This is a genomic window from Pseudomonas sp. GW-45 (genome assembly GCF_056896675.1).
In genome coordinates this window covers 3,612,934-3,632,236 of record NZ_CM167674.1, presented here as the reverse complement: position 1 = coordinate 3,632,236, position 19,303 = coordinate 3,612,934, and the positions used below count along the sequence as shown (strand labels likewise).

The following is a 19,303-nucleotide window of genomic DNA, read 5'->3' as shown; positions in this document are numbered from 1 at the left end:
CTGCGTACCGGATAAAAGCTCAGACGTCATCAGTAGCAGTCGCTGGTTATGAATATTCCCGCTCGGTACAGGCGAAATTATCGCAGGTAATTATGATGCTTGAGCGGGAGCTGAATTTTATCTCGTGAACGATTAAGCCATCTTCGGACACTCTTACCTCATGACGATCAACATCGCCGTGAAGAGTGTCAGCTGCGTTGAAGCAATTTGGCTCACCTTCGACTCGATAAGAGGAGACATTCACGTATGAGAGCACAATTTCCCTGTCGTGCAGCGGGCCGAGCAGAACGATTTCAATGGTGGGTTTCGGTTCAAACGGTCTTTGAGCACGCCTGTTTTCCTTGACCGTTAATGACGTTAACCAGGCATCGTGAAGCGAGTGGGCGCTGTCGAGATTATGTCGGTTTTCATTCGACGCGAACTCAAAAACCTGCAAAGGCAACTTGGCCTTGATGGTTTCAAGATACTGCAGGTACAGAACAAAGCTCTCTTGCATATAACCTGCTTATAAAAAGTGAACGTCCGATAATCGCTGATACTATCGAGAGGCAAGGCATCGCGACAGGTTTGCCAATCATGAATTTGATGTTGATAACGTTCGCGAGCGCAGCTTGCTGCGCTTTGAAAATGCCCATAGTAATGCACGAAACCCAATTCCCCGTCTGCACGGGCGAGTAGCACAGGGCTGGCGGGAAAAAGATGTGCGCGGTGTCTGAGGTGCGTAGCGCCGAGTTTGCGCGCATCCCCGCCAGACCGAGCAACGCAGCGAACCCGAAGGGCCGTGCAGTTGGGGTGGCCTAGGGGGTGTCGGGGGAAATGGCCATGCATTTCCCCTGACTCGCCATCAAGGCGAAAGGCTGATGATGCCAATCTGCTGCGTGGCTGAGCATGTGCACGTGATGGACGCAGAGCGTCCGGGGCTGCATTCCCACGGCGGAGCGTGGGAACGATCAGACTGTCAGGCCACTTTCCCACGCGGAGCATGGGAACGATCATTATCTAGATGTAGCCCATAAAAAACCCGAACCAAAGTCCGGGTTTTTAGTAACTACGAATCCCACTGATAGCCACGTGATGGGCGCGCTGTCAGCAAGAGCACATCAAGCTTACTGCGGAATAGTCGCCGTCATACCCTCAACGTACCAATCCATACCCGCCAACTCCTCATGCGTCATTTCCACGCCGTCAGCAACACGAACGGTACCGCTCTGGTCCTTGATCGGGCCAGTGAAGGGGTGGAACTCACCGCTATCGATAGATGCGATCATCGCGTCAACCTTGCTGCGCTGCTCAGCAGTCAGCTTTTCGCTGATGGCTTCGATCTTGATCACGCCGTCATGGATGCCGCCCCAATAATCACCAGTCTTCCAAGTGCCGTCCATCACGTCCTGAACACTCTTGATGTAGTAAGGGCCCCAATCGTTGACCACGGACAACAGGTGCGCTTCAGGAGCAAAGTGGCTCATATCTGACGCCTGACCCACACCCCATACGCCGCGTTTCTGCGCTGCCAGCAAAGGTGCTGGGCTGTCGGTGTGCTGCACTATGACATCCACGCCCTGGTCGATCAGGGTGTTGGCTGCGTCAGCTTCCTTGGCGGGGTCAAACCAGGTATTAACCCAGATAACCTTCATTTCAACATCAGGATTGACCGCACGAGCGCCCATGAACGTCGCATTGATGTCGCGGATCACTTCTGGAATCGGGAAAGAAGCGATGTAGCCGATAGTGTTGCTCTTGGTCACCATGCCAGCAGCAGTACCGGTGACATAACGGCCTTCATAAGTGACCGACAGATAGGTGCCCAGGTTGTCCGCTTGCTTGTAGCCAGTAGCGTGCATGAAGGTCTTGTCTGGGTAATCAGCGGCTACCCGCGCGGTGGCGTTCATGAAGCCGAAGGAGGTGGTGAAGATCACGTCGTTACCGGCCTGCGCCAGACGGCGAATGGTACGCTCGGCATCAGCGCCTTCGTTGACGTTTTCAACGTAGGTGGTCTGAACCTTGTCGCCAAAATGCGCTTCCAGCTCCTTGCGGCCCTGATCGTGCTGATAGCTCCAACCGTGGTCACCAATAGGGCCAACGTAAACAAAACCCACCTTCAATGGATCTTCCGCTGCCATTACCTGCATGGGCAACACCAGAGCGGCTGCCAGTGCGAGAGTGCGTTTCAAACTCATGGATACTTCTCCTGGAATCTAGTTATCGGCGACCGCCATGCTTGCGTTGAGAACGGCGGATGCAAAGCTTGCAGCAAAAAGCTGGCCATTTGTTCAGGAAATGAAAAAATAAATTACTCATCCCTGAGAACCTGCAATTAACCGCCGTTATGCGGCGCACTGACGGTAATGCTGCTGTGATCGTCGCCACGGCTTGCACCATTGTAGTGCGACAAACGAAGGCATGCACTGCCGCGGCTAGCCATGCCCCAGCGGCAGCAACCCCCCACGCAGACTAGCAACCTGCTCCATACCTTGTTCGCGCAGTATCGCAACAGCCATAGCCGAGCGTCGACCGGAACGGCATAGGGTAACCACTGGCTGCCCGTTGGGTACTTCGCAGACACGCTGACGCAGTTGATCCAGGGGGATCTGCAGCGCCTGCTTAAGCACCTCCGGCAGCTCACCCGGAATCACTTCGCCAGCCTGGCGCACATCCAGCAAAGTGACTTGAGCTGCATGCTGGAGTAGCCACTCAGAGCCTACCTCCGGCACACCAGCATAGGTGACGCGCAGATCGTCTGCCCAGTCTGGTTCGGGCGGCAACTTGCCGTTTTCCGGGCGGCCACTGCGCAAATTGGCTGGCACAGCTTCATCGATTTTCTTGGGGTGCGGCAGATTCATCGCTTGCATGTAACCTACAAAATCCGCCTCGTTAGCGCTGCCGCCGACTCTGGCGTTGTACTGCCGCTCTTCGCCAATACTGCTCTGCGTACGGCCGTTGTAGTCGTGCGCGGGATAAACCTCGCAAGCATCTGGCAGGCTGAACAACTGCTCGGTTATCGAGTGGTAAAGCGTTGCAGCGTCACCTTCCTGAAAATCGCTGCGCCCACAACCGCGAATCAGCAACGCATCGCCGGTGAACACCATCGACTGATCGGCCAACACGTAGCTCATGCAGCCACCGGTATGGCCGGGCGTAGCACGCGCTTCCAGGCTCACTCCCGCCACGCCGAAAGCCTGACCGTGACGCAAGGGGATATCCAGATGTTCTGCATTGATAACCGCAGCCGATGCGATCAAACAGCCGGTTTTCTGTTTGAGTAGCCAGGCTGCGGTGATGTGGTCAGCGTGGGCGTGGGTGTCGACCACCAATTTTAGTTGCAGGCCCAGTTCGCGAAGAAGCGACAGATCGCGCTGGGCTTGCTCAAAAACCGGATCTATCAACAGCGCTTCTCCGCTGGAGGTATCACCGAGCAAATAGGTGTAGGTTGAGGATGCCGCATCGAACAACTGGCGAAAAATCATGGCAGAACACCTCCAGCAAGTTATTAATAATATAATATATAAAAATGTATATTGTTTTGCTGCAGCGAGCAATAGCCAACAATCCAAAAGTCAGCAGTATTTTCAGCATATCGGCGATTTTGGTCAGCATTTCTGCCATTTATTACCGATTTATCTATAATCTGCGCTGCTGTCTTCTGCCATAACAACATAGGTCATCTATGGATCGCGTCGCTCATCTCACTCGTATTACCGTGCTTGCTATCTTTTGCCTCGCCGTCATCAGTGGCTGCGCGGACGAGCAGCCGCCCGCTGCAACTGAAGCGCGCCCCGTGAAACTGTTCACCGTGGCCGATCCAAGCAGCCAGCGTATTCGCGAGTTTCCGGCACGATTACAGGCACCAGAACAGGCAGAGCTGTCTTTCCGGCTGGGTGGCCAGTTGCAGTCCCTGAAGGTGCTCGAAGGTCAGGAAGTAAAGAAAGGCGAGCTGATTGCACTGCTCGACGATACCGATTATCGACTCAAGGTCAGCGACCGCCAGGCCAGCTATGATCTGACTCACAGCCAGTTCACGCGCATGGAGCAGCTGCTTGAAAAGCAGATGGTCTCGCGCGCCGAGTACGATCAGCGCAAGGCGCAATTCAACTCCGCCGAGGCCGCCCTGAATCTGGCCAAGCAGGAGCTGGCGTATACCAAACTGAGCGCTCCCTTCCCAGGCATTATCGCCCGCACCCATGTTGAGCAGTATCAGGTGGTGCAGCCGAACCAACCGATTGCCACCCTGTATGCCCGCGAGAGCATGGATGTGGTGTTTCAAGTACCCGAAGGTCTGCTGTCCAGCTTGCGCCGTGACCTGATACCCGCCGACATACATCCCCGTGTGCGGCTCGACAACATGCACGGCGAACTGGTGGAAGCGATTTACAAAGAACACGCCAGCCAGCCTGACCCTGCGACCCTGACCTATGACGTGACCCTGAGCATGCCAATGCCCGAGGGCGCAGTGTTGCTGCCGGGTATGAGTGCCACCGTGATCATCGACTTTGCCTTGCTCAGCCGCGGTGGCAGCTTGCCCATCGTCGTGCCGGTTGAAGCGGTTTTTAGCCCGGATACCGGCGAGCGCAGTCAGCAGCAGGTTTGGGTGACAGAAGAAACGGAAGGTGGCTTGCGAGTGATCGCTCGTGCTGTAGAGGTTGGCCAGTTAACCCACGATGGCATCGAAATTACCTCGGGCCTCAAGCCCGGTGAGCAGGTCGTTGCTGCTGGCGGCGCCGAGTTGCAGGCAGAACAGCCTGTGCGGCCCTGGGTGCGTGAGCGGGGCCTGTAATGGATATCGCCGGTTACTTCATCAAGCACAAGGTCACCAGCTGGCTGGTGGCCTTGATCATGGGTATTGGCGGCGCCATCGCCTTTCTCGAACTGGGCCGGTTGGAAGATCCGGCCTTCACCCTGAAGATGGCCATGGTGATAACCCCTTATCCCGGTGCCTCCCCGGAACAAGTGGAAGAGGAGTTGACCTATCCGCTGGAGAACGCCATCCAGCAGCTGGCTTACATCGACAAGGTCACCTCGATTAGCAGCGCCGGGTTGTCGCAAATCACCGTTGAGGTACAGAGCAACTACGGTCCGGACCAATTGCCCCAGATCTGGGACGAGCTACGACGGCGCATCAATGATCTGCGCCCCAACCTGCCACCCGGTGTAGAAGAACCGCAGATCAAGGATGACTTTGCCGACGTCTATGGCACCTTCCTCATGGTCAGCGGAGATGGCTACAAATACCGTGAATTGCGCGATTTTTCTGATTACCTGCGCCGCGAGCTGGTGCTGGTGGATGGCGTCGGCAAGGTCACTTTGGCCGGTGTGCCGCAAGAACAGGTTCATGTGGAAATATCCCGCGCCAGCATGTCCGCGCAGGGTATAGCGCCGCAGCGCCTGTACGATCTGCTAAGCCGTCAGAACGTGGTCTCGGATGCCGGCAAGATGTTAGTCGGGAGCGAATCTATCCGCTTGCATCCTACCGGCGAGTTTCAGGATGTCAGCGAGCTGGAGCGCCTGATCATCAGCGCGCCTGGCAGCTCGCGCCGCGTTTATCTAGGCGATATCGCCAGCGTTAGCCGTGGCTTTGCCGAGGAGCCTAGCAATCTGTACCGCGCACAGGGTCGCCCGGCATTGGGCTTGGGCGTATCCTTCGCCAAGCACGTCAATGTGGTGGATGTCGGCAATGCGGTGGCGGCACGGCTAGCGGAGCTGGACTCTGATCGGCCTGCGGGTATGCACGTGAACGTTTTCTATAACCAGGCGCATGAGGTGGAAGAGTCGGTTAGCGGCTTTGTGCTCAACTTCATCATTTCGGTTGCCATCGTGATCGGTGTACTGCTGGTCTTCATGGGTCTGCGCAGCGGCCTGTTGATTGGCTTGGTACTGGCACTCACGGTGCTTGGCACCTTCATCTTCATGCGTTTGCTGGATATTGAACTGCAACGCATCTCGCTCGGTGCTCTGGTCATCGCCCTGGGTATGCTGGTCGATAACGCCATCGTCATTGTCGAGGGCATCTTGGTGGGTCGTCAGCGCGGCCAAACAACCCTGCAGTCGGCCCGCGACATCGTGAAGCAAACCAAGCTGCCGCTGCTTGGCGCCACCGTCATCGCCATCATCGCCTTTGCGCCTATTGGATTATCGGACGACTCCACCGGCGAATACTGCATTTCGTTGTTCCAGGTGTTGTTGATCTCTTTACTGTTGAGCTGGATCACCGCCATCACACTGACGCCTTTTTTTGCCAGCCTGTTCTTTCGCGATCAGCCGGGCGAGGGCGACGAAACCAGTGAGCAGCAGGATCCGTACAAAGGTCTGATTTTTACTCTGTACCGCCGCCTGCTTGGCAGCGCGCTACGTCACCGGGTAGTTACCATGATCATGCTGGTGGTGATGCTGGGAGCCTCGGTCTACGGTTTTAGTACTGTGCGCCAGAGCTTCTTTCCCGCATCCAACACACCGATGTTTTTTATCGACGTCTGGCTGCCTAAAGGTAGCGATATTCGCTATACCGAACAGGTCACCGCCGAGGTGGACCGCTACGTGCTGGAACAGCCGGGCGTGACCTCAGTTACCTCGACCATCGGCCAAGGCGCACTGCGTTTTATCCTCACCTACTTCCCGCAGCGCATCCACGCCAACTACGCTCAGTTGCTGGTGCGTACTGAAGAACGCGAGCAGATCGAGCCCTTGATTGCCCAGCTGGATGGCTACTTCAAGCAGCAGCATCCGACTGCGCAAGTAAAGCTCAAGCAGCTGATGCTCGGGCCTGGCAGCGATAGCAAGATCGAAGCTCGTTTCACCGGGCCTGATCCCGAAGTGCTGCGCCAGCTGGGCGCCGAAACCATCGCCATCATGCGCGCTGACCCCGTAGCCGACGCGGTGATGCACGACTGGCGCGAACGAACCAAACTGGTACGCCCACAGTTTGTCGAGTCGCAAGCCCGTGAGCTGGGGGTGGATAAGCGTGACCTGGATACCCTGCTGAAGATGAACTTCAGTGGATTGAATGTAGGCCTCTACCGCGACGGTACGCGCATGCTGCCGATTGTCGCGCGCACTCCCGACGATGAGCGCCTGGATGCCAGCACCCTGAATGATCTGCTGGTCTGGAGTAGCGCACGCAGCACCTACATTCCAGTCGAACAGGTCGTCAGTAGCTTCGTGACCCTGTGGGAAGATCCGATGATCATGCGTGAGGACCGCAAACGCACCCTCACCGTGCAGGCCGACCCGAGCATTATCAGCGAACAAACGGCTACCGAACTGTTCAGCCGACTGCGACCCGAAATTGAAACCATTGAGCTGCCACGTGGTTACAGCCTGGAGTGGGGCGGCGAGTACGAAAGCTCGCGAGACGCACAGAAGGCCGTATTCGGCAGCTTGCCGCTCGGCTATCTGGCGATGTTTCTGATCACCGTATTGCTGTTCGACTCGATCAAGCGCGCCGCCATCATCTGGGCCACGGTGCCGCTGGCGGTAATCGGCGTTACCTTAGGCTTTCTGGTAACCGGGATTCCGTTCGGCTTTATGGCGCTGCTGGGCTTCCTTAGCCTTAGCGGCATGTTGGTAAAGAACGGCATCGTTCTGGTCGATGAGATAGGCCTGCAGATTGACGGTGGCAAAGAGGCTTACTCGGCGCTGGTCGATGCGTCCATAAGCCGCGTGCGCCCAGTCGCCATGGCAGCGCTGACCACTATTCTCGGCATGGCCCCGTTACTGACCGATGCCTTCTTCCAGAGCATGGCCGTGGTGATCATGTTCGGTCTCGGCTTCGCGACTGTGCTGACGCTAGTGGTACTGCCGCTTCTGTACAGCATGACCTATCGGATTGGCGCACCCCGTGAGGGTGCGGTTTGAGCTGAGCAGATTTCAGGTATGGCTGGCAGCGCGCTCCACGTCAGCCATACTTGAACTCATTCGGTCAGCTAGGAGCGCAAGATGAGCAATCAGGAAACCCAAAGCCAGCTTTCTTCGTCTGCTGATTGCCTAAACAGCGTCCCCAGCGTTCAACGTATTACAGCGCGTAGCGCCGAAATCGGCGGCACTCTGCCGGTAAACCGCGTATTGCCCACGCGCCAACGCCGTTTGATCGGCGCTTGGTGCTTTTTGGATCACGCTGGCCCTGCACGTTTTGCCGCAGGCGAAGGCATGCATGTGGGTGCTCATCCGCATACCTGCTTGCAGACGTTTACCTGGATGATTGAGGGCGAAGTACTGCACCGCGATAGCCTCGGCAACGAGCAGGTCATTCGCCCCGGCGAGGTCAATCTGATGACTGCCGGACGCGGCATCAGCCACACCGAGGACTCGCTACCAGACGCCAGCGCCCTGCATGCCGCACAACTCTGGATTGCCCTACCGAAGGCTCAGGGCGATTGCCCGCCCGCCTTTGCGCATTATCCGGATTTACCACGCTGGACTGCTGATGGCGTGGAGCACTGCCTGTTGGTGGGCGACTACGCCAGCCGCAGCTCGGCCGTGCAGGTGTATTCGCCTCTATTGGCGATTGATCTGGTGTCGGCGCAGGGCGGCCCATTGGCGCTGCAGCTTAACCCGCAATTTGAACACGGCATTCTGCTGCTGGACGGGGAGTTAAGCATCGGCACTGAGGTGTTTAGCGAAAACCAGCTGGGCTACATCGGCTGCGGCCACGAAGAACTGAAAGTCCATCTAGCACCCGGTTGTCATGCCATATTGCTAGGCGGCGAACCCTTTGCCGATGAGATTCTGATGTTCTGGAATTTCGTCGGTTACAACAAAGCGCAGATAGCCCAGGCGTGGCGTGACTGGCAGGCCGGTGACGCGCGCTTTGGTCGCGTGCCGGGTTATACCGGGCAACCTCTCGCGGCACCTGCCTTGCCGTGGCGCGGCTGATTCAGCCGTTACGCAGCTTCGCCAACACCGGCGCCGTATCGGGTCGCACGCCGCGCCACAGGGCAAAAGCTTCGGCGGCCTGTTCAACCAGCATGCCCAAGCCATCAATGCATCGCGCGGCGCCGTTTTCACGGGCCCATTGGTTAAACGCCGTTTCGCCGTTGCTGTACATCATGTCGTAACACCAGGTACGGCCCGGTTCTATCAAGCTCTCGGGGATCGGCGGAACGTCACCAGCCAAACTGGCCGAGGTGGCATTGATAATCAGGTCGACCGGCTCGACCAGCCATTGCAGGCCAGCAGCGGCGATAGGCCCCTGATCAACAAAAAGGGAAGCCAATTCTTCCGCTTTGCTGACGGTACGATTGATCACGCACAGATGCGCCGGCCCGGCAGCCAACAACGGCTGAATCACGCCACGCGCGGCGCCACCGGCGCCCACCAGCAAAATACTCAGCCCCTGCAACGACAAGCCGGCGTTTACCTGTAGATCGCGCACCAGCCCTTTGCCATCGGTGTTGTCGCCCAGCAAACTGCCATCCTCACGGCGCAAGATAGTATTCACCGCACCCGCCCGCTCAGCGGCCGCAGTGTGCTCATCGACCAGCGCCCAAGCCTGCTCCTTGAAGGGTACGGTGACATTCACGCCGCGACCGTTACGCAAAAAGTCGCGCACGCTGGCTTCAAACCCGTCCAGCGGAGCCAGCAGCTTGTCGTATTCCAATTGCTGGCCGGTCTGCTCGGCAAACATGGCATGAATCAGCGGTGATTTGCTGTGCTCAATCGGATTGCCGACTACCGCATAATGGTCCATCACGCTTCCCCTGCCAGCCAGTCACGCGGCTTTAAATATTGCTCTGTTAGCAGTGCCTCTGGGCTATCAGGCTCTGGTTGCCAGTTGTAGCTCCAGCGCACCTTGGGTGGCAGCGACATCAGAATTGACTCGGTGCGGCCGCCTGTTTGCAGGCCAAACAGGGTGCCACGATCGTATACTAGATTGAATTCAACATAGCGGCCACGGCGATATTCCTGGAAAGCCTTTTGTTGCTCGGTCCAGGCTTGGGCGCGGCGACGCTCGATAATCGGTAGGTAAGCTTCAAGGTAGGCGTCGCCAATCGCGCGTTGAAAGGCAAAGCTGCGTTCGAAACCCCATTCGTTAAGGTCATCAAAGAACAGGCCGCCGATGCCGCGCGCCTCACCGCGATGCTTGAGATGAAAGTACTCATCGCACCATTTTTTGTAGCGTGGATAAACATCGTCACCAAAAGGCGCGCAAGCTTGCTGCGCTACCCGGTGCCAATGCATGCAATCCTCTTCAGTGGCGTAGTAAGGCGTGAGGTCGAACCCCCCACCAAACCACCAGACTGGATCAGCACCCTCTTTCTCAGCGATGAAAAAACGCACGTTAGCATGCGAGGTCGGCACAAAGGGGCTCTCTGGGTGCATCACCAGCGATACACCCATGGCCTGAAAGTGACGGCCAGCAAGCTCGGGGCGATGCGCGGTGGCGGAGGGCGGCATACCATCGCCAAACACGTGCGAGAAACCCACTCCGCCTTTCTCAAGCAAACCACCGTCTTCAAGAATCCTTGAGCGCCCACCGCCGCCACCCGGACGCTGCCAGCTGTCCTCAACAAAGTGAGCCTGGCCATCGGCAACTTCAAGCGCAGCGCAGATACGGTCCTGCAAATCCATCAGATAGTCTTTGACCGCAGCCACGTCGGCGGCGGTAGGAAGGTCATGTTTCACGCGGATTCTCTCTAGCTGGCTTGGCTCACTGACTACAACTCAGGACGCCCGGATGACTTTTTCAGTACGCAGATCGCGAATGATACTGGGATTGCGTTGATCACCCAATGCGCCGGGCACTACTGTGTCCAATACACCATGAAAATATCGCTCTACTTGCAGGCGCGAGCGAGCTGGCGCGTGGCCTGCCGGATTGGCCGAGGTGGACACCAGGGGGCCAGCCACAGCAGATAACTGACGAATGACCGGATGAGTACTCACCCGCAGAGCAACCGTCTCGTGCTGCCCCGTGATCCAGGCGGGCAGGCGGCCTTGATGCGGCACCAGCCAGGTATTGGCCCCCGGCCAGGATAAGCGCAGCTTGGCGAGCTGGCCATCGTGTAAATCCCAGAGCAGAAAATCAAACTGCTCAATATCACCCGCCACCAGAATCAAGCCTTTGGCCACCGGACGCTGCTTGATCAATAGTAGGCGTTCTACCGCTGAGCCAACCCAAGGATTGCAGCCCAGCCCCCATACCGCTTCGGTGGGATAAGCAATCACACCGCCAGCCTGCAGCAACGAGTTAAGACGAGTAGTGCGCCAATGTGCCAGCATGGAAACTCCTCAACGGATCAATGCCTGCGACAGTAGCGGAGCGCGGCCCAAGGCTCAAGGCCGAGCACGGCAAAATCCCTGCGCGGTGTTCAGCACCTGCCCATCCAGCTCCAGTTCCAACAGACCCTGCATCACCTCCTGCACCAACAAGCCGCTGCGTTGCGCCAGCCAATCAGGGCTGACTGGTTCAAAACCAAGCCAGCGCCACAAAGGGGAATCCGGCTCAGGCACGTCACGGTTATCAACTTGCAGTGCAGCTTGCAGCGGCAGTTTCAGCACATCGAACACGTCCTGCACGCTCTCCACCAAACAGGCACCTTCACGCAATAACCGGTGGCAGCCACGCGCCTGCACGTTATGGATAGAACCGGGCATGGCGAACACCTCGCGGTCTTGCTCCAGCGCCAACCGAGCGGTAATCAGGGAGCCACTGTTGAGACTAGCCTCCACCACCAGGGTGCCCAGCGACAGGCCACTGATGATCCGATTCCGGCGCGGAAACTGGCCGGGCTGAGGCCCCATGTCGGGCCACATTTCAGAAACCAGAGTGCCGCCTTGCGCAACAATCTGCTCAGCCAGCTTACGATGACGCGCCGGGTAGCAGCGGTCCAGCCCCGTGCCCCAAACGGCCAGCGTCTGCCCGTTCGCATCCAACGCGCCTTGGTGACAGGCCGCATCAATACCCAGCGCCATACCACTGGTCACCGTTAAACCGCTACGACTAAAGCTATTGGCAAAGGCGCGGGCGGTTTCTGCGCCTAGGGCGCTGGGGTGCCGAGTGCCTACCATGGCGATCTGTGGGTCAACTAACAGGCTTGAATTGCCGCGCACAAAAAGTACCACCGGAGGATCGGCAATTTGCCGCAACTGGGCCGGGTAGGAGGGCTCATCTAGGCAAATAATCTGCTGGCCGGGCTGTGTCTGCCACTCCAGCGCCAACGCCAGGCGAGCCAGCAGCGCGCTGTCGTTTCGATGCAGTAGGGCGAGGCTATTGAGCACGCGGGGCACTACGCCCATAGCGCGCAGCTTGCCTGGCTCAGTAGTGAGGAAAGCTTGGGGGGAATCAAATTCTTGCAACAGACGCTGGATAAAGCGGGGGCCGACACCATCAATCAGCATCAACGCCAACCAGGCCTGCCGCGTATCGGACAGGTCGGGAAACATGGATCATCCTTGATCTACAGAAACAACAAGGCCGCCTTGCGGCGGCCTTGAACAGCGTTCAACTCAGGGGTTGCGTACCTGATCGAGAATCGCCATTTGGCGAGTCGCGTTCAACACGATGCCGTAGCTCATCTTATCGTACACACGGAATATCATCAGCAAGCCAGCACGCTCGGCAGGCAACTGAATACGCTCGTTCTGCACTCGGTCACGTACCACTTCGCCGGTCTTGTAGATGGCCAGCACGTTGCCTTCGATCAGTCCTTCGCGGGCGCCCTTGTCGAGCAGCACAACATCGTATTGGCCGATCTGGGTGACGCCGTTAGGTACATCCATGATCAAGCCATCGATCTTCTGAGTCGGCTCGCTAGGGAAGAAGGTAGAAGCGACGGCGCGCTCTTCCGACTCCAGCAGGCGATCCTCTACCAGAACTTCCTGACGGCTGCGCGTCACATTCAGCGTAGCGATATCATCGTTGACTGCCGACACACTGCCGTTACCCACTTCTTGCAGGTGGATACCCAGCAGTTCGCCGGTTTCCGGGTTGGTGTAGGCTTTGCCGCGACGATAGATTTCATAGGCAGGCACGTTGGCAGAGAAGTCGCCACGCGCATAAATCTTGCTGCCAGCACCCGCTACCACGCTTTCCGCAGCGCCACCGATAACATAGGGCGCACTCTCGATCTCGGATGGATCATTGATAACCCGGCCTGCACGCAGGAAGGCGTTGATAGCTTCCAGCGGAATAGTCGGGATGGCTTCGGCAATTGGGCGCACACGCGCTTGGGGTGACAACTTGATTTTGCCGCCATTGCCACGGTTAACCATCAGACGCGGCTGACCATCGATGTAGACCAATGAGATCAAATCACCGGGATAGATCAAGTGAGGGTTATCGATTTGCGGGTTGGCGTGCCAAATTTCCGGCCACTTCCATGGCAAATTGAGGAACCGTCCTGAAATGTCCCAAAGAGTATCTCCCCTAACCACCGTGTACGTATCTGGGTGATTTTCCTTAATAACAGGCTCTTGAGCCTGTACCCAAACACTCGCTGCTAGCAACAGGAGGCCGAGTAATGTTTTCCTCATGACACGAATCCCTTTATTATAGAGGTCAGCACTTAGGTCTGGCACGTGCTCCCACACGCTAGACCCGCTTTATTCCAAGCTGCTCATCATCTTAGCAGCACAATTTAGATTTGTTCCACATAAAGCATCACAAACCGATATGGCCATACTAAACATACTTGAATTTCCCGACCCACGATTGCGTACTATCGCCAAACCGGTAGCCGCCGTGGATAACCGCATCAAGCAGCTCGTCGACGACATGTTCGAGACCATGTACGACGCTCCAGGTATTGGCCTGGCAGCATCTCAGGTCAACGTCCACGAGCGCGTAGTGGTGATCGATCTGTCCGAGGATCGCAGCGCGCCACGGGTGTTTATAAACCCCGAGTTAGAGCCGTTGACCGACGAGCTGGAAGAGATGCAAGAAGGTTGCTTGTCGGTACCCGGTTTCTACGAAAGTGTGAACCGGCCAGAGCGTGTACGCGTCAAGGCGCTGGACCGCGACGGCAATGCTTTTGACGAGGTGTATGAAGGCCTGTTAGCCGTGTGTATCCAGCACGAATGCGACCACCTTAACGGCAAGTTGTTTGTCGATTACCTATCCAATCTTAAGCGCGACCGGATTCGCAAGAAACTGGAAAAAATTCACCGGACCCAGGCCAACGCCTGATTCGGACCTGATCATCAAGGCTTGCTTCGGCAAGCCTTTTCTTTACGGAACCACATGAAGTCGACTGATCTGCGCATCCTGTTTGCCGGTACGCCTGAGTTCGCTGCAGCCCATCTGCAAGCCCTGATCGACGCCGGGCTGAGTATCGTCGGCGTCTATACCCAGCCCGATCGACCTGCCGGTCGCGGCCACAAAGTTGCGATGAGCGCGGTCAAGCAACTAGCGTTGCAGCAAGGTTTGACGGTTTATCAACCAGAAAAGCTGCGTAGCGTGGAAGCACAACAAGAGCTGGCCGCACTGAAGCCTGATCTGATGGTGGTGGTCGCGTATGGATTAATTCTGCCCCAGGCCGTGCTGGATGTACCGCGCCTAGGCTGCATTAATAGCCACGCCTCACTGTTACCTCGCTGGCGCGGCGCGGCGCCAATTCAACGCGCAATCGAAGCCGGCGACCGGGAATCAGGAGTGACCGTGATGCAGATGGAGGCTGGGCTGGATACCGGTCCCATGCTGCTAAAAGTCGGCACACCCATCAGCCCAGCCGACACCGGTGGCAGCCTGCATGATCGCTTGGCCGAGCTTGGCCCACCCGCCGTATTGCAAGCGATTGAAGGATTAGCCGCAGGCAGCCTGTCAGCGGAAGCTCAGGACGACACACTTGCCACCTATGCCCATAAGTTGAACAAGCAGGCAGCCGCACTCGATTGGCAGCGCCCCGCGGCCGAGCTGGACTGCCTGATTCGCGCCTTCAATCCCTGGCCGCTGGCGCACGCGAGTCTGGATGGCAAGCCGCTTAAAGTCTGGGCCGCGCAAACTGCCGAAGGCGCAGGCACACCGGGTGAAGTACTGGTGTGCAATAAGGAAGGGCTGTTGATTGCCTGCGGTCAAGGCGCGCTACTGCTAACCCGCCTGCAATTGCCGGGCGGTAAGCCGCTGGCCTTCAGCGATCTGTACAACGCGCGTCGTGAACAGTTTGCTCCCGGCCTACTGCTGGGGAACGGACAGTGAGCCCACGCCTCGCTGCTGCCCGCGCACTGACTGCGGTAATGGCCGAAAAGGCGTCACTCGGCGGCAGTCTGCCCAAACAGATGCAAGAGGTTGCGCCGCGCGACCAAGCGCTCGTGCAGGAGTTAGCCTTTGGCACGGCACGCTGGTACACCCGGCTTGACGCACTCGCGCGCGAACTATTGAAAAAGCCGATGAAAGCGGCCGATCTCGACCTCCAGGCGCTGTTGTTAGTAGGACTCTATCAATTGCTGTATTTGCGGGTGCCCGCGCATGCCGCCATTGGCGCTACCGTGGATGTCGCCAGCGAGATGGGCAAGCCGTGGGCCAAAGGCATGCTCAACGCGGTGTTACGCCGGGTCCAGCGCGAAGGCGATGAACTCTTGGCTATCGTTGATCAGTCTCCGTCGCAGCGGGTATCGCATCCCGGTTGGTTGTTCAAGCGACTGCAACGCGCTTGGCCAGAGCAGCTCGACGCCATCGCCCATGCCAATAACCTGCATCCGCCGATGACCTTGCGCGTCAATCAACGCCAAGTCAGCCGCGATGATTATTTGCAGACACTACAGGCCGCCGGGATTGCCGCTAGCGCCTGTGAGTTCAGCACCGTGGGTATTCAGCTCGCACAAGCCTGTGACGTGCATCAGTTGCCCGGCTTTGCCGACGGACTCGTTAGTGTGCAGGATGAGGCCGCGCAACTCGCCGCACCTCTGCTGGATTTGCAACCGGGCCAGCGAGTACTGGATGCCTGCTGCGCACCCGGCGGCAAGACCTGTCAGATTCTCGAGCAGCAGACAGCGCTGGCTGAAGTAGTTGCGCTGGATCTGGAGCCACAGCGCCTCAAACGCGTGACCGAGAACCTCGAGCGCCTGCAATTACAGGCTACGCTTAAGGCAGCCGATGCCCGCGCTTTGGCTGATTGGTGGGATGGCAAGCCATTCCAGCGTATCCTGCTGGACGCTCCTTGTTCCGCTACTGGCGTCATTCGCCGGCATCCGGATATCAAGCTAACGCGTAAGGCGGCCGATATCAGTGCATTAGCCAAGCTACAAGGCGAAATGCTGGACCAGCTGTGGCAAACATTGGCGGTCGGCGGAATATTGGTATATGCCACCTGCTCAGTACTACCCGAGGAGAACACCCAGGTGATAGAGGCTTTTCTGGCACGCCAACCCGGCGCACGCGCACTGGATATTGCCCCCGCGTATGGCATTGCTCAGCCTTGCGGCCGTCAGTTGCTACCGCAGGCGGAAGGTCATGATGGGTTTTATCTGGCCAAGCTGGTCAAGCTCTCCGTCAGCCCGGCTTTGGTTCAACCGGTTGCGGCCCAGAAGGACGCTGTGTAATGAAAATCATCATACTTGGCGCCGGTCAGGTTGGCGGCAGTCTGGCTGCACAACTGGCCAGCGAAGCCAACGACATTACCGTGATCGACACCGATGCGGTGCGCTTGCGTGAGCTTGGTGATCGCCTGGATATTCGAACCGTACAAGGCAAAGGCTCGTTCCCGACTGTTCTACGCCAAGCCGGTGCCGACGATGCCGACATGCTGATCGCAGTGACCAGCAGTGATGAAACCAACATGATCGCCTGCCAAGTCGCGTACACCTTGTTCCGCACGCCGACCAAGATAGCTCGAGTGCGCGAATCAGCTTACCTGACGCGCGGTGGCCTGTTTCACAACGAAGCAGTGCCGATTGACGTGCTGATCAGCCCTGAGCAGGTGGTCACCAACTACATCAAACGCTTAATCGAGCACCCCGGTGCCTTGCAGGTACTGGATTTTGCCGAGGGCAAGGCGCAACTGGTAGCAGTACGCGCCTACTATGGTGGCCCGCTGGTCGGTCAGGAGCTACGTTTCCTACGCCAGCATATGCCTGGCGTCGACACGCGCGTGGCGGCTATCTTCCGCAAGGACAGACCGATTATCCCCAAGGGCGACACCATTATTGAGGCCGATGATGAGGTGTTTTTCATCGCCGCCACGCGGGACATTCGCGCGGTAATGAGTGAGCTGCGCAGGGTAGAGAAAACCCACAAACGAGTGATCATTGCTGGCGGCGGCAATATCGGTGAGCGACTGGCGGAAGCGATCGAAAGCCGTTACCAAGTGAAAATCATCGAAGCCAGCAAGGCCCGCGCCGATTACCTCTCGCAAAATCTCGACCGCGCAGTGGTGTTGCACGGCAGTGCTTCGGACCGCGAGTTGCTGATTGAAGAGAACATCGAAGAAGTCGATATTTTCTGCGCGGTGACCAACGACGACGAAGCCAACATCATGTCCTCAATGCTGGCCAAACGGTTGGGCGCACGTAAGGTCATGACGTTGATCAACAACCCGGCTTACGTCGATCTGGTGCAGGGCGGCGAGATCGACATTGCCATTTCACCCTCGCAAACCACCATTGGTACGCTACTCACCCACGTGCGCAGAGGCGACATCGTCAACGTCTACTCACTGCGTCGCGGGGCAGCAGAAGCGATTGAAGCTGTGGCGCACGGCGACGCACGCTCTTCCAAGGTCGTCGGTAAGGCGATCGGCCAGATCGACCTGCCACCCGGCACCACCATCGGCGCTATCGTGCGCGATGAAGAGGTATTAATCGCTCACGACTCAACGGTCATTGAGTCGGATGACCACGTTATTCTCTTCGTGATTGATAAAAAACATATTCGCGATGTCGAGCGCCTGTTCCAGGTCGGCCTGACATTCTTCTGAGGTAAGCAGCTGCATGCAGTACCCCCAGATACAACGCATCATCGGCATTCTATTGATGCTGTTTTCTACCAGCATGCTGCCGGCGGCGGGCGTTGGGTTCTACTATAACGAACCGGCAATGAACGCTTTTCTCAGCGGCTTCGCAATCACCATGGTGGCTGGCGCACTGATCTGGTATCCGATGCATGGGCAGCGGAATGAGCTGAGAACCCGGGACGGCTACCTGATTACGGTACTGTTCTGGCTGGTACTGGGGCTGTTCGGTGCAGTGCCGCTGTGGCTGTTGGACATGCCCGATCTCAGTGTGGCGGATGCGGTATTCGAGTCTTTCTCCGGCCTCACAACAACCGGGGCCACGGTGATTACCGGACTGGATACGCTGCCGCGTGCCTTACTCTACTACCGCCAGCAACTGCAGTGGTTTGGTGGTATGGGCATCATCGTACTGGCGGTGGCGATACTACCGATGCTGGGTGTGGGAGGTATGCAGCTGTATCGGGCCGAGATGCCGGGGCCACTCAAAGAAAACAAACTAACTCCGCGCATCGCCGAAACCGCCAAAGTACTTTGGTACATTTACGCCGGTTTGACGTTGGCTTGCGCGTTGGCTTATTGGGCGGCAGGCATGGAGCTGTTCGACGCCATTGGCCACAGCTTCTCGACCGTCGCCATCGGTGGTTTCTCCACCCACGATGCCAGCATCGGCTATTACAACAGCCCGTTGATCGAAGGTATCTGCATTTTGTTCATGCTGATTTCCGGCATCAACTTCGCGCTGCACTTTCTCGCCTGGCGCTTTCGTTCCCTAAAAAACTATTGGCTGGACCCAGAGTGCCGTGCCTATGTGCTGATCCTCTGCGCGCTATTTGTGGTCTGCACCGCCGTGCTGATTCACTTCCAGCACCACGATGTGTGGACGTCGATTCGTTACGCCGCTTTTGAAACCGTTTCGATCGCCACTACCACCGGCTTTGGCGTCACCGATTTCTCGACCTGGCCAACCCTGCTTCCATACCTACTACTGTACGCTAGCTTTATCGGCGCCTGCGCAGGTTCAACGGGTGGCGGCATGAAGGTGATTCGCGTGCTGCTGCTATACAAGCAGGGCACCCGTGAGACCAAGCGGCTGTTGCATCCGCACGGGGTGTTTCCGGTCAAGCTGGGCAACAAGCCGGTACCTGATCGAGTGGTTGAGGCCGTCTGGGGATTCTGCGCGGTGTACGTGTTCACCTTCGCAATGCTGTTTCTGATTCTGCTGGGCAGCGGGCTGGACTTCGTTACCGCCTTCTCAGCGCTGACAGCCTGTATCAACAACCTCGGTCCAGGGCTGGGCGAAGTGTCGGTTCACTATGGCAATCTCGATGCGTCGGTGAAGTGGATTTTGGCGTTCGCCATGCTGCTGGGTCGTCTTGAAGTATTCACCCTGCTGGTACTGCTGACGCCGATGTTCTGGCGCCGCTGAGCGG

The 19,303-nt window shown here is 57.6% G+C and carries 16 protein-coding genes; 8 read left to right on the top strand and 8 right to left on the bottom strand.

All coding sequences use genetic code 11. The features are described from left to right. Nucleotides 1-46: 46 nt before the first annotated feature. The 3 genes from AC1XYH_RS17145 to AC1XYH_RS17135 form a co-directional block, all read right to left on the bottom strand. The gene (locus AC1XYH_RS17145; RefSeq protein ID WP_483324325.1) at nt 47-496 is read right to left on the bottom strand and encodes a hypothetical protein; all 450 of its coding nucleotides are present in this window, start codon (nt 494-496) and stop codon (nt 47-49) included. Nucleotides 497-1,106: 610 nt separating this feature from the next. Further along, nucleotides 1,107-2,177, bottom strand: coding sequence for a BMP family ABC transporter substrate-binding protein (locus tag AC1XYH_RS17140; RefSeq protein WP_483324324.1), 1,071 nt, complete (start codon nt 2,175-2,177; stop codon nt 1,107-1,109). A gap of 237 nt (nt 2,178-2,414) precedes the next feature. Beyond that, on the bottom strand, nt 2,415-3,464 hold the full coding sequence (locus tag AC1XYH_RS17135) for an MBL fold metallo-hydrolase (protein ID WP_483324323.1): 1,050 nt from the start codon (nt 3,462-3,464) through the stop codon (nt 2,415-2,417). Nucleotides 3,465-3,664: 200 nt separating this feature from the next. Here AC1XYH_RS17135 and AC1XYH_RS17130 point away from each other — a divergent pair, with 200 nt between their 5' ends. The 3 genes from AC1XYH_RS17130 (at nt 3,665) to AC1XYH_RS17120 (ending at nt 8,862) form a co-directional block, all read left to right on the top strand. After that, nucleotides 3,665-4,771: an efflux RND transporter periplasmic adaptor subunit gene (locus AC1XYH_RS17130; protein WP_483324322.1), complete on the top strand. Its 1,107-nt coding sequence runs from the start codon at nt 3,665-3,667 to the stop codon at nt 4,769-4,771. Beyond that, nucleotides 4,771-7,845 (top strand): efflux RND transporter permease subunit, encoded by a 3,075-nt coding sequence (locus AC1XYH_RS17125; protein WP_483324321.1) that lies wholly within the window; start codon nt 4,771-4,773, stop codon nt 7,843-7,845. The genes AC1XYH_RS17130 and AC1XYH_RS17125 overlap by 1 nt, the downstream gene beginning before the upstream one ends. A gap of 81 nt (nt 7,846-7,926) precedes the next feature. After that, entirely contained in the window at nt 7,927-8,862 is a 936-nt protein-coding gene (locus AC1XYH_RS17120) for a pirin family protein (protein ID WP_483324320.1), read from the top strand. Nucleotide 8,863: 1 nt separating this feature from the next. Here the strand turns inward: AC1XYH_RS17120 and aroE are convergent, their stop codons facing one another. The 5 genes from aroE to AC1XYH_RS17095 all read right to left on the bottom strand — a co-directional run bounded on the left by aroE (nt 8,864) and on the right by AC1XYH_RS17095 (nt 13,461). Then, nucleotides 8,864-9,676 carry a shikimate dehydrogenase gene (gene aroE / locus AC1XYH_RS17115; RefSeq protein WP_483324319.1) on the bottom strand — a complete coding sequence of 271 codons (813 nt, stop codon included), beginning with the start codon at nt 9,674-9,676 and terminating at the stop codon, nt 8,864-8,866. Continuing rightward, nucleotides 9,676-10,557 (bottom strand): oxygen-dependent coproporphyrinogen oxidase, encoded by an 882-nt coding sequence (gene hemF / locus AC1XYH_RS17110; RefSeq protein ID WP_483326409.1) that lies wholly within the window; start codon nt 10,555-10,557, stop codon nt 9,676-9,678. The genes aroE and hemF overlap by 1 nt, the downstream gene beginning before the upstream one ends. 93 nt (nt 10,558-10,650) lie before the next feature. After that, entirely contained in the window at nt 10,651-11,208 is a 558-nt protein-coding gene (gene tsaC / locus AC1XYH_RS17105; protein WP_483324318.1) for an L-threonylcarbamoyladenylate synthase type 1 TsaC, read from the bottom strand. A 54-nt stretch (nt 11,209-11,262) separates the two neighbouring features. Further along, a complete protein-coding gene (gene dprA / locus AC1XYH_RS17100; RefSeq protein WP_483324317.1) occupies nt 11,263-12,372 on the bottom strand; it encodes a DNA-processing protein DprA in 1,110 nt (369 codons plus the stop codon). 63 nt (nt 12,373-12,435) lie between these two features. Beyond that, nucleotides 12,436-13,461 carry a LysM peptidoglycan-binding domain-containing protein gene (locus AC1XYH_RS17095; RefSeq protein WP_483324316.1) on the bottom strand — a complete coding sequence of 342 codons (1,026 nt, stop codon included), beginning with the start codon at nt 13,459-13,461 and terminating at the stop codon, nt 12,436-12,438. A gap of 139 nt (nt 13,462-13,600) precedes the next feature. On the opposite strand from AC1XYH_RS17095, the gene def reads away from it, so the two are divergent. The 5 genes from def to AC1XYH_RS17070 are packed head-to-tail and all read left to right on the top strand — an operon-like array spanning nt 13,601 to nt 19,299. Continuing rightward, on the top strand, nt 13,601-14,113 hold the full coding sequence (gene def, locus AC1XYH_RS17090) for a peptide deformylase (protein ID WP_483324315.1): 513 nt from the start codon (nt 13,601-13,603) through the stop codon (nt 14,111-14,113). Nucleotides 14,114-14,167: 54 nt separating this feature from the next. Beyond that, on the top strand, nt 14,168-15,121 hold the full coding sequence (fmt, locus tag AC1XYH_RS17085) for a methionyl-tRNA formyltransferase (protein ID WP_483324314.1): 954 nt from the start codon (nt 14,168-14,170) through the stop codon (nt 15,119-15,121). After that, nucleotides 15,118-16,464 (top strand): 16S rRNA (cytosine(967)-C(5))-methyltransferase RsmB, encoded by a 1,347-nt coding sequence (gene rsmB / locus AC1XYH_RS17080; RefSeq protein WP_483324313.1) that lies wholly within the window; start codon nt 15,118-15,120, stop codon nt 16,462-16,464. Before fmt ends, rsmB begins: the two co-directional genes overlap by 4 nt. After that, nucleotides 16,464-17,837, top strand: a complete 1,374-nt coding sequence (trkA, locus tag AC1XYH_RS17075) for a Trk system potassium transporter TrkA (protein ID WP_483324312.1) — start codon at nt 16,464-16,466, stop codon at nt 17,835-17,837. Before rsmB ends, trkA begins: the two co-directional genes overlap by 1 nt. A 13-nt stretch (nt 17,838-17,850) precedes the next feature. Next, entirely contained in the window at nt 17,851-19,299 is a 1,449-nt protein-coding gene (locus AC1XYH_RS17070) for a TrkH family potassium uptake protein (RefSeq protein WP_483324311.1), read from the top strand. The last annotated feature ends 4 nt before the right edge of the window (nt 19,300-19,303 follow it).